Source organism: Gordonia sp. VNK1, from assembly GCF_040049135.1.
Taxonomy (GTDB): Bacteria; Actinomycetota; Actinomycetes; order Mycobacteriales; family Mycobacteriaceae; genus Gordonia; species Gordonia oleivorans.
This window is the reverse complement of record NZ_JBDZDJ010000045.1, coordinates 1-10,702: the sequence shown is the minus strand read 5'-3', so window position 1 is coordinate 10,702 and position 10,702 is coordinate 1. Positions and strand designations below refer to the sequence as shown.

10 protein-coding genes and 1 pseudogene are annotated in these 10,702 nt (G+C 67.8%); 6 read left to right on the top strand and 5 right to left on the bottom strand.

Annotation, left to right across the window (positions count from 1 at the left end; genetic code table 11):
- Nucleotides 1-251: 251 nt before the first annotated feature.
- Entirely contained in the window at nucleotides 252-1,106 is an 855-nt protein-coding gene (locus tag ABLE94_RS25995) for a universal stress protein (protein WP_348805148.1), read from the bottom strand.
- A gap of 117 nt (nucleotides 1,107-1,223) precedes the next feature.
- Between ABLE94_RS25995 and ABLE94_RS25990 the strand changes: the two genes are divergently transcribed.
- The 5 genes from ABLE94_RS25990 (at nucleotide 1,224) to ABLE94_RS25970 (ending at nucleotide 6,063) form a co-directional block, all read left to right on the top strand.
- Nucleotides 1,224-2,108, top strand: a complete 885-nt coding sequence (locus tag ABLE94_RS25990; RefSeq protein WP_348810295.1) for a DNA-3-methyladenine glycosylase family protein — start codon at nucleotides 1,224-1,226, stop codon at nucleotides 2,106-2,108.
- A gap of 190 nt (nucleotides 2,109-2,298) precedes the next feature.
- Nucleotides 2,299-3,291 carry an ABC transporter substrate-binding protein gene (locus ABLE94_RS25985; protein ID WP_348810293.1) on the top strand — a complete coding sequence of 331 codons (993 nt, stop codon included), beginning with the start codon at nucleotides 2,299-2,301 and terminating at the stop codon, nucleotides 3,289-3,291.
- Nucleotides 3,288-4,148: an ABC transporter permease gene (locus ABLE94_RS25980; protein ID WP_348810292.1), complete on the top strand. Its 861-nt coding sequence runs from the start codon at nucleotides 3,288-3,290 to the stop codon at nucleotides 4,146-4,148. The genes ABLE94_RS25985 and ABLE94_RS25980 overlap by 4 nt, the downstream gene beginning before the upstream one ends.
- Nucleotides 4,145-4,882, top strand: coding sequence for an ABC transporter ATP-binding protein (locus ABLE94_RS25975; protein WP_348805145.1), 738 nt, complete (start codon nucleotides 4,145-4,147; stop codon nucleotides 4,880-4,882). The genes ABLE94_RS25980 and ABLE94_RS25975 overlap by 4 nt, the downstream gene beginning before the upstream one ends.
- A complete protein-coding gene (locus ABLE94_RS25970; protein WP_425476290.1) occupies nucleotides 4,879-6,063 on the top strand; it encodes an LLM class flavin-dependent oxidoreductase in 1,185 nt (394 codons plus the stop codon). Before ABLE94_RS25975 ends, ABLE94_RS25970 begins: the two co-directional genes overlap by 4 nt.
- 53 nt (nucleotides 6,064-6,116) lie before the next feature.
- On the opposite strand, the pseudogene ABLE94_RS25965 reads toward ABLE94_RS25970, so the two are convergent.
- The 3 genes and pseudogenes from ABLE94_RS25965 to ABLE94_RS25955 form a co-directional block, all read right to left on the bottom strand.
- A pseudogene (locus ABLE94_RS25965) lies at nucleotides 6,117-7,034 on the bottom strand (acyltransferase family protein); the annotation flags it as partial.
- A gap of 164 nt (nucleotides 7,035-7,198) precedes the next feature.
- Complete coding sequence (locus tag ABLE94_RS25960; RefSeq protein ID WP_348810290.1) at nucleotides 7,199-7,846, bottom strand: class I SAM-dependent methyltransferase; 648 nt, start codon at nucleotides 7,844-7,846, stop codon at nucleotides 7,199-7,201.
- A gap of 9 nt (nucleotides 7,847-7,855) precedes the next feature.
- Nucleotides 7,856-8,392, bottom strand: a complete 537-nt coding sequence (locus ABLE94_RS25955) for a carboxymuconolactone decarboxylase family protein (protein WP_348810289.1) — start codon at nucleotides 8,390-8,392, stop codon at nucleotides 7,856-7,858.
- Between the two features lie 25 nt (nucleotides 8,393-8,417).
- Here ABLE94_RS25955 and ABLE94_RS25950 point away from each other — a divergent pair, with 25 nt between their 5' ends.
- Complete coding sequence (locus ABLE94_RS25950) at nucleotides 8,418-8,885, top strand: MaoC family dehydratase (protein WP_348810287.1); 468 nt, start codon at nucleotides 8,418-8,420, stop codon at nucleotides 8,883-8,885.
- A 535-nt stretch (nucleotides 8,886-9,420) separates the two neighbouring features.
- Here ABLE94_RS25950 and ABLE94_RS25945 read toward each other — a convergent pair.
- The gene (locus ABLE94_RS25945; protein WP_348810286.1) at nucleotides 9,421-10,461 is read right to left on the bottom strand and encodes an FUSC family protein; all 1,041 of its coding nucleotides are present in this window, start codon (nucleotides 10,459-10,461) and stop codon (nucleotides 9,421-9,423) included.
- Between the last annotated feature and the right edge of the window lie 241 nt (nucleotides 10,462-10,702).

Below are 10,702 nucleotides of genomic sequence, written 5' to 3'. Positions count from 1 at the left end.
ACCGTCCGCACAAACGCCACCCCAGCAGCCTAAAACCCCCACCGTTAGTGTCCACCCCGGCATCCATCACCCCAGGTCACAGCCCCGCGATCGCCGAAATGGCGAAAATTGAGCCAAGTCAGGTCCGTGAATGTCATCGACATGAAATCAGTCCTGGACGTTCGCGCAATTGGTCACACTTTGGCGCGCGATACGTCACGAAATCAACACCGTACCTTTCATGAGTGCTTATCGATGGTGATGCGTGTGTGTCAGCGGACGATCACGAGCGGGCGATGCGTCGCGTAGAGCAGGCCCTGGCTGGTCGATCCGAGCAACAGACCGGTGAAGCCGCCGCGTCCGCGGCTGCCCACGACGAGCAGATCCGAGGACTGCGCCGCCTTGGCCAATGCGGAGACGGGATCGTCGTCGACGACCTGCGTGGTCACCCGCACCCGTGGCAGTCGTCGCGCAAGCCGGTCGACGTCGTCGGCGAGGTGGTTCTCGATCTGCGCGTACGCATCGGCGAATGCGTTGTCCGGGCCGTCGAATCCGCTCGAATCCCACGCGGCCACCACGTCGAGTTGAGCGGCTCGTTCGGCGGCCTCGTGTGCCGCCCAGTCCAGGGCGACCTGTGCGGACGCCGAACCGTCGACGCCGACCGTGACGACGCCCGACGGTGGCCGATCCCATTCCGGGCCACGGATCACCGCCAGCGGGCACGAGGCGTGCGTCGCCAGTGCACCGGTCACCGAACCCACCAGGGCGGAACTGACCCGCCCGCTGCCCGAGTTGCCCACGACGAGCAGCGAGGTGTGCCGCGAGCGTCCGAGGAGTGCGCCGCGCGCCGAATCCCGGATGATGTGGGTGTGCACCTCCAGGTCGGGCTCGGCTTCCAGCGCAACGGCTTTCGAGTCCTGCAGGACCGTCTGCGCGACCTGGCGGGCACCGTCGAAGTACACCTCCGGGACGGCATATTCGATCAACGGGGGAGAGACGGCATCGATCGCGTAGATGAGGTCGAGATGGGTCTGATGGATTGCTGCGGTGTGTGCCGCCCAGCGCACTGCTTCCAGTGCGGTCGTCGAGCCGTCGGTACCGACGGCGATGCCTTTCGAGTACCTCATACCTCCAGTGTGCGCCGATCGGGGCGGCGGGGCACGAGGCTTTGGACCTGATCGCGCGGCTGTGTGCCTGATCGCGCGGCGCGGTATCGGGGGAGAAGGCCGTATTGTCGGACGGTGATGTCAGCCTCGCCCCGCGCGCGTCAGTGGACCCCGCCCGGTCCACTCGATCTGCGGGCGACCGTGGGTCTGCACCGACGCGGCAGCGGCGATCCGGCGTTCCGGTACGGACGCGACGGTTCGGTCTGGCGTGCGGTGTGGACTCCCGACGGCCCGGGCACCGTGACCATGCGCGTCGAGCACGACCGCGTGGTGGGCCGGGCGTGGGGGCCCGGCGCCGACTGGCTGCTGGAGACGCTGCCCGACGCGCTCGGCGCCGACGATCACCCCGAGGCGATGCCGATCCACGACGAGGTGGTCGCCGGTCTCGCCGCGCGCGCCACCGGACTGCGGATCGGCAGCACCGGCCGGGTGTGGGAGGCCCTCGCCCCGGCGATCCTGGAACAGAAGGTTGTCGGCACGGAGGCGTGGCGGGCCTGGCGCCATCTGCTCCGGCGATTCGGTGAACCCGCGCCCGGGCCGGTGCCGGCGGATATGCGGGTCCCGCCGCCACGGTCGGCCTGGATCGACATACCGGTCTGGGAATGGCATCGCAGCGGCGCCGAACCGGTGCGCATGCGCACCATCCGCGGCGCGGCCACCATCGATACCGAACGCCACGCCGACCGTCTCGACGTGTTGCGCGGCGTCGGTCCGTGGACCGTCGCCGAGACCCGCGCCCGGGCGGTCGGCGACGCCGACGCGGTGCCGGTCGGCGACTATCACATTCCGTCGCTGGTGGGGCAGACCCTCATCGGTGAACGCGTCGACGACGCGGGGATGCTCGAACTCCTCGAACCCTATGCCGGACACCGCTATCGCCTCATCCGGATGATCGAGATGTACGGCAGCGCGCCGCAGCGACGCGGCGCCCGGATGAGTGTGCGCGACTACCGGGGAATCTGAGATCGTCCCCGAGATCGACTCGCGCTGAACAGAACTCTGGATCTCCCCGGTCACCTGCGGTGATGACGGCCCGGGTCCGCGCCGGCCGGATGTGCCGAATTGTCCGTCACCGGCCGGCGCCACGAGAATTTCCTCTCGAAGGATTGCCGTGCCCCGTGCCCGGGTCATGGCGCGTGTGAAGGGACTGTCGATGTCATCGAGAATTGCCGGGGCCGTCGTGGCCGTCATTGCCGTCGTCGCCGCGGTGGTGACGGGGTGTTCCTCCGACGACGCCGCGAGTGGCTCCGGTGGCCGGGTGACGCTCGTCGTCGGCGATCAGGTGCAGCAGACCCGGTCACTGCTCGAGGCGTCGGGCGAACTCGACGATCTGCCCTACGACATCGACTGGGCGGCATTCGAATCCGGGCCACCGCTGCTGGAAGCCGCCGCGGCCGGCAAGGTCGACTTCGGTGGCACCGGCGACGTTCCGCCGGTGTTCGCCCAGGCCGGTGGTGCGCCACTGAAAATCGTTGCGGTGCAATCCCGCACCGCACCCAATGACTTCCTGCTGGTGCCCGCCGGTTCGTCGGTGACCTCCATCGCCGCGCTCAAGGGTAAGAAGGTGGCGTTCGCCAAGGGGTCGAGTTCCCATGGTCTGGTGCTGGCCCTGCTCGCCCAGGCGGGGTTGGGTCCGGATGACATCGAGGCGACGTATCTGTCACCGAACGAGGGGCTTTCGGCGTTCACCGCCGACCAGGTGGATGCGTGGGCGGTGTGGAATCCGTTCGCGACCGTCGGCCAGACGCAGGCCCACGGCAAGGTGATCGCCGACGGTGCCGAACTGACCACCCAGCAGGGCTACTACCTGGCACCGGAATCCGCGCTCGCCGACTCCGGCAAGAATGCCGCGATCAAGGACCTCATCGGCCGGATCACCCGCGCCAACCAGTGGTCGGTCACCCACGAGGATGCCTGGATTCCCACCTACAGCAAGCTCACCAAGCTTCCCGAACCCGTCGCCCGGGCAACCTTCGCGACCTCGTCGGGAACCCTCGTCGCGATCGGGGACGAGCAGATCGCCAAGCAGCAGAGGCTGATCGACCTGTTCGCCAAGGCCGGCGAGATCCCGAAGGCCTCCGACGCCGGTGCCTACTTCGATCCGCAGTTCAATGCCGCGGTGACCGGCGCGGGGGCGTCCCGATGACCCAGGTCGTGCTCGATCGGCGGGCGTCGGGAACGGCGGTCGAGGGGTCGGGCGATGTGACGGCCGAGGCGCACCGCGGCTCGCCGTGGTCGCGTCTGCCGCGCCTGCGGGCCGGCTCCTGGCTGCGGCTGATCTCGCCGCTGGTGATCCTCGGGCTGTGGCAGGTCCTCTCCGTCCGGGGCGTCATCCCCGAGGAGAAGTTGTCCCCACCGACCCAGGTGTGGGCGGCCGCCCAGGAACTCTGGTCCGACGGGAGTCTGCAAGAAGCACTGGCGATCTCGCTGCAGCGGGTGGGCCTGGGACTGGTCCTCGGTGTGGTGGTGGCCGTCTCGCTGGCCCTGCTCGTCGGCTTCTTCCGGGTGGCCGATCTCGCCATCGACCCACCGCTGCAGATGCTGCGGACCGTCCCCTTCCTCGGTCTGATCCCGCTGTTCGTGGTGTGGTTCGGGATCGGTGAGGAACCGAAGATCTACATGGTCGCCCTCGGCGTGCTGTTTCCCCTGTACCTGAACCTGGTGTCGGCGATCAAGGGCGTCGACCCGAAACTCATCGAGGCCGGACGATCCGTCGGTCTCGGCCGAATCGGGTTGGCACGCACCGTGATCCTGCCCGGATCGATGGCCGGCGCGCTCACCGGCTTCCGGCTGTCGCTCGGGGTCGCGTGGCTGTCGCTGATCGTCGCCGAACAGATCAACGCCGACGCCGGCCTGGGATACCTGGTGATGAACGCGCGCACCTACTTCCGCAACGACATCATCGTCCTCGGCCTGGTCATCTACGCGCTCCTCGGCCTGATCAGTGACTCCATCGTCCGTGGCCTGGAGAGCTACCTGCTGCGCTGGCGAGTGGCCCGATGAGCGCGCGGGTGGTGGTGCGCGCGGAGGGGCTGTCCCGCTCGTTCGGTGACGTCCACGTGCTCGAGGGCATCGACCTGACCTTGCACTCCGGTGAGATCGTGGCTCTGGTCGGACGTTCCGGCTCCGGGAAGTCGACGCTGCTGCGGATCATCGCCGGCCTCGATCCCGATCACGAGGGTGAGTTGACCGTCGACGGGTCCCGGGCGGTCGCCTTCCAGGAACCGCGACTGTTGCCGTGGCGGCGGGTGGACAAGAACGTCTCGCTCAACCTCAAGGTCGCCGACGCCGATGCCCGCGCCGCCGACGCGCTGGCCGAAGTGGGACTCTCGCATCGGGCGGGAGCCTGGCCACTGACGCTGTCCGGCGGTGAGGCGCAGCGTGTCTCACTGGCCCGGGCACTCGTACGCAATCCGGATCTGCTGCTGCTCGACGAGCCGTTCGGTGCGCTCGACGCGTTGACCCGGCTGGAGGCCCACGGCCTGCTCACCCGGTTGTGGGAACGGCACCGCTTCGCCGCCCTACTGGTCACCCACGACGTCGAGGAGGCCGTCGTGCTCGCCGACCGCATCCTGGTCCTCGAGGACGGGGCGATCGCGCACGACGTCACGGTCGACCTGCCCCGTCCGCGGGAGCGCGATGCGGCCGAGCTCGTCACCCTGCGGGAGCGGGTGCTGGCATACCTCGGCGTCGGTGCGCTGGTCGGCGGCGCCGCCATCCGATCGGAGAATCGATGAGCGACAAGCACTTTCACTGGTTCCTGCCGACCTCGGGAGACGGTCGGGAGGTGATCGGCGGGCTCCAGTCGGCCGGAATCCTGGGGACCGCGTCGGCGGTGCGGCCCCCGGATCTGGACTACCTCGCCCTCGTCGCCAGGACCGCGGAGCGACTCGGGTTCGAGTCGGTCCTGACGCCCACCGGAACCTGGTGCCACGACGCCTGGTTGACGACGGCCGCGCTGATCCGGGAGACCAGCCGGCTGAAGTTCCTCGTCGCGTTCCGGCCCGGGCTGATCACCCCGACCCTCGCCGCACAGCAGGCCGCGACGTTCGCCGAGTTCTCCGGCGGCCGGTTGGCACTGAATATCGTCGCCGGCGGCGATCGGGAGGAGCAGCAGCGTTTCGGGGATCGGCTGACCAAGGAGCAACGCTACGCCCGGGCGCGTGAGTTCGTCACCATCGTGCGACAGGCCTGGACCGGAACGCCCTTCGACTTCACCGGGGATCACTACGATGTGACCGGCGCGGTGGTCGGGCATCCGCCGGCCGTGGCGCCTCAGGTCTTCTTCGGCGGTGCGAGCGAGCCCGCCCGTGAAGCCGCCGCGGCGACCGTCGACACCTACCTCACCTGGACCGAACCGCCGGAGAAGGTCGCCGCACTCGTTGACGACGTGCGCGCGCGGGCCGCCCGGTACGGCCGGGAACTGTCCTTCGGTATCCGGGCGCACGTGATCACCCGTGACACCCGGGAGGAGGCGTGGGCCGAGGCCCGCAAGCTGGTCGGCCGGATGGACCCGGCGCTGATCGCGTTGGCGCGAGAACGGTTGTTGCAGAGCGATTCCGAGGGTCAGCGACGTCAACTCGCACTCAACGCCGACGTAGACAACCTCGAGGTCTATCCGGGACTGTGGGCCGGATACGGCTTGGTGCGGCCGGGTGCCGGTACCGCTCTGGTCGGCAGTCACGCCGAGGTGGCCGACCTGATCGCACAGTACCGCGCGATCGGCATCGATCACTTTGTCCTGTCCGGCCAGCCCCACATCGAAGAGGCATTCTGGTTCGCCGAAGGTGTGGCGCCGCTGGTCCGTGCGGCCGAGCGCCGAGCATCCTCCGACACCGTCGCGTCGGTGGTGGCCGGTGCCGATATCGATGTGGATCGCTTCGACGAGGGTACGAAGGGCTTCTCGGCGACGCGGTAGAACCCGTAGGAGATGGCCACGATGACCGGGCAGAGGACAACCCACAAGATCAGCAACTGGACCAACGGTGCCGCGTGCAGGGGCCGCACCATCGTCAGCCACCCTATCTGCAGCAACGGGGCGTGAATGAGGTAGATGCTGTAGGCGAATGCCGCGATGCCGGCGAGCGGGCGCCAGGACATCGCCTGTGCGGTCCTCGACGCGGTCCCCAGATGCATGGCCACGATGAGACCGATCGTCGCGATGCCCGCACAGAGGTCCAACCACAGGTAGTTCGACTCGACCCAGTGCGGATCGGCGAACGCGCAGACTGCGATCAACGCCGCGGCACCGGCCCCGCTCACCACCCGCCACGGCACCCGACGGGCCACCTGTGGGTGGTCCCGCACCAGCAGACATACCGCGGCGGCTGCAGCGAACATCAGGTAGTAGGCGGGCCAAAAGCGTCCGGCGCGGTCGTCGATGAACGCTGCGGTGATCATGCCGATCGCCCCCACACCGACTCCGAAAACGGCGGCGGCGGCCAATCCGCGCCAGCGCAGGATCACCAGCATGAGAGGTAGCAGCAGGTAGATGTGGAATTCCACCGACACCGACCAGAAGGTGTACGACGCATCGTGAACCGGGATCACTTCCTGCAACAGGAAATAGTCGACGATCCACCCCTTGGGGCCGGATTGCAGCGACAGATCCCAGTGAGTGCCGGTGGTCTCATGCAGCCAGAGCACGGTCAGCACGATGGTCAGGGTCAGAGCGATCCAATACGGTGGCGCGATGCGCTGCGCCCGGCGGCGCAGGTAGCCGAACATGCCGTCGGACAGCCGACCGTCACGAGTTGTGCTCAGCGCCAAGGAATATCCGGCGAGCACGATGAAGACCGTGACACCGAAGTGCCCCCACTGCGCCCACCAGAAGGCATAGCGTTCCCATCCCGTCAGGGTGGAGCCACGCGGCAGCACCGACGACGTCATGAACGCATGGTGCACCAGGACGAACAGTGCGGCCAGCGCGCGCAGACCATTGAGGAAGGCCAGTCGGCCCGTTGTGTTGTGCACAATCCCCCCCGGATTGAGATCCATCGACAGTACCGCGCGAATCGGCGGGACGGAAGAGGAACCTTCTCGAGACGGACGTATCAGGCACCGCTCGGCTTGCGGCACAACACATACTGTCCCTCGTCGATGAGGGTTTGCTCGATGTGTTCGGCGCCGAGGTCGCGCAACCGTCCGGTGATCTCGTCGCGGTCGAACACGCGGTATCCGCCGATGCCGGCGAGCGTACGCACCCCGGGCAGGGTAGAGATCGGGCCGGCGACCGAGGTGAACACGACGAGGAGACCGCCGGGAAGCGCCACGCGCATCATCTCGTCGAGGACCGGCAGCGGATCGGGGATCAGATACAGCGCGGCGAGGCAGATCACCTCGTCGAAACTGTTGTCGGAGAACGGGATCGCATGTGCATCGACCCGCAGGTAGGATGCTCTCCCGGCGCTGTTGGTGGCGACGGCGGTGGCCAGCATCGGCGCGGAGTAGTCGACGCCCACAACCTGTCCGTCGCCGGTGAGGCCGACCGCGATGTGGCGGGTGTAATTACCTGGACCACAAGCGATGTCGAGCACCATGCGTTCACCAGGCCGGCACAGGTAGGCGCGCAGTGCCTTGTCGTAGTCGGCGGTGGCGTGCCCGCCCAGGGAGAACCCGCGAGTGAAGATCGGTCGCCATGCCTTCTGGTAGATGCGGGAGAAGACGGGGTTGCGCATCAACCGGGTGGCCGGTGATTCCATCGGGCTGCCTCAGGCCCGCACGTCGGGCTGCACGCGCAGGGTGTGCAACGTGGTGGCCAGCATGTCGTACTGCCCGGCAAGCAGCACGAAGGCGATCGCCTGACGTTCGTCTAGGTGGCGCCGCAGCGCCGACCAGGCGATGTCACTGATGTCGGAGTCGGTCACCAGCTCGTCGGCCGCGCGGAGCAGCGCGCGTTCGCGGTCGCCCCATCCGGCGTCGGGGCCGTCGAGAATGCGACCGAACTCGTCGTCGCTGATACCCGCGCGCTTCCCGAGTCGCCGGTGGTGATCGAGTTCGTACTCCGACCCGCGTAGATGGGCCACGCGGATGATGATCATCTCGGAGTCCTTGCGCGGCAACGTCCCGAACGGCATCAGCCGGGCCGAGAAGTGCAGCCAGCCGCGGAACAATCCGCGGGTGCGTCCAAGTGTGGAAAAGATGTGGGCGTCGTGCACGCCGATGGCGCGGGCGGCGATGCGACTGAACGCCCAGTTGATCGGACCGAGGTCGCGTAGGCCGCCGGGAGCGATCCGTGGGGTGCTCATGGTGTCACGGTAGACTACCGCGATTATGACGACCATCACACCGCGCGTGTTCACCTCCATCGACGACATCAAGGCCGCGATCGGCGATGATCTCGGTTCCGGCGAATGGTTGGAGATCACGCAGGAGCGGGTCAATCAGTTCGCCGACGCGACCGGTGATCATCAGTGGATTCACGTCGATCCCGAGCGGGCGGCGTCGGGTCCGTTCGGTGCGCCGATCGCTCACGGTTTCCTGACCTTGTCGCTGCTGCCGATGCTCGCCGGGTCCATCTTCACCGTCGAGGGCCCGAAGCTTGTGATCAATTACGGGTTGAACAAGGTGCGGTTCCCGAATCCGGTTCCGGTGGGCTCGCGGGTCCGGGCCAATGCGGTGATCACCTCGATCGAGGAGGGTGCCAAGGGTGTGACGATGGTGGTGCGCAATACGGTGGAGATCGAGGGCGCCGACAAGCCGGCGTGCGTCGCGGAGAACGTCCGGGTGATGGTGTTCTGACCCGGCGGTGAACCCGACACCCGATTTCACCCCGATCGTCGTCGACGCGACCGCCGATCTCGACGACTCGATCGTCTGACGACTAGCGGCCCTCGGGCTGCTGCCGCGCCCCCCACACCCCGCATCCGCGAGGGAGTCGAGCCTGATCACCGCCGTGGTGTTGGCCGGTTCGGCCGGGGCCGTGTTTGCACTCGAGCCCCGCGGATCGACGATGGCAGCTGCCGTCGCCGCAGGAACGAGCAACCCGCAGCACGCCCCGAGGGTGCGGTGCACGCCCTCAATTCACGGCCATCGGCCATCGTGGCAGCGGTGCCCCGCGACTCGGCCGACCTCGCGCCGGTGATCGCCGACCATCCCGACGCCGACATCGTCGTGCTCTTCGAGGTAGCTCATGCACGGCTGGGTCCCGCTGTGGCACGACAGATCTCGCCGATGATCGAGTTGGCGCTCGAGGTCTCGATGAGCATGGCCACGGCACGCGGTCAGCCCGATACGCTGCGCGGTCGCAGGTGTCTGGTCGATCAACGGGACGAGGCTACCGCGCCTCGGGTTGGGACGGGCCACCCCTGGTCAGCATCGACCCCAGGTGTGCGAGTTCGTCGGCCATCTCACGAACGGAGGGATCGGCGGCTTGTCCGCCGTGCGACGGCGGGGTCGGGGTTCGCTGGCCGAGGTGACCGGAGGCCGGGGTGACGCCGTGGCTCAGCGTTTCCAGGGTCGCCGCGACTGCGGCGATGTCGTCGCCGGAGGTCGGGGTCCGTGATGCCGATGCGGCGGTGATCCGGTCGGCGACCCGCTCGGCGCCGGCGACGACAGGAATCCACGACCAGGCATCCGCGCCGGCCGGTGGAGGCTCGGAAAGGTTGCGCTGCAGGTGGACTCGCGTATCGGCGAGCTTCCGGTAGGTGTCGCGTCGGGATGCGGTGACCTGTGCGGGAGCGGCTCCGTCGGCAACAACTTTGGCGTAGGAGGCCAGTGCCGTCAGCGCTCGGTTGAACTCTCGGGCGATCTGCGGTCGGCGCATCGAGGGCCAGATCAGGTAGCCGAAGATGATGACAATCAGGCCGCCGATGATGGTGGTGGACAACCGGGCCTCGCTGAGCGTGCGAAGGGATTCCGCGGGAGCGACCAGGTTGATCAGCCACATGATCAGGGGCACCATGAAGATCGCCTGCCACAGATAGGAGCGCGCCATGCCCCACGGTAGGAAGGCGGCGACGATTCCGATCACAACCGCTGTCGCCGCCGGGCCGTCGATCACAAGGCCGACCAGGACGGCGATGGCCGCACCCGCCACCGTGCCCACACTGCGCAGCACCGCACGACTGAACACCGATCCCAGATCCGGCTTCATCACGAGGGCGACGGTGAGGGCGATCCAATATCCGCGTGGCACCGGCAGATAGAACAACGCCGCGTAGGCGACACCCGTGCACAATGCCAACTGTGTGGCCGAGGTGAGCAGCGCCGGACCGGGCAGGGCAGGCCGCGACCGTCCCCCGGGTCCACGGTCCTCACGAATCTGCGGCAGGTCGGCCCACATGGCCGACTCCAGCATGCACAGTCGAATGAGCATGTCGCCTTCGAGATTTAACGGCGGCAGCTTCTCTCCGGATCGGACGGCCGGCGCCGAGATGTCCAGCCGTGCGGCCGTGCGGGCGCACAGGTCGCGGTCGACGTCGTCGGCGAGCAGTCCTGACTTGGCTCAATTTAGTGTCCACCTCGGATCGCGATGATCGCTTCGCGGAGGCCGTCGGGTAGTGGATCGGCGGCGGTGAGGGTCTGTTCGCCGGCTTGGATGGTGACGGTGCGGTAGC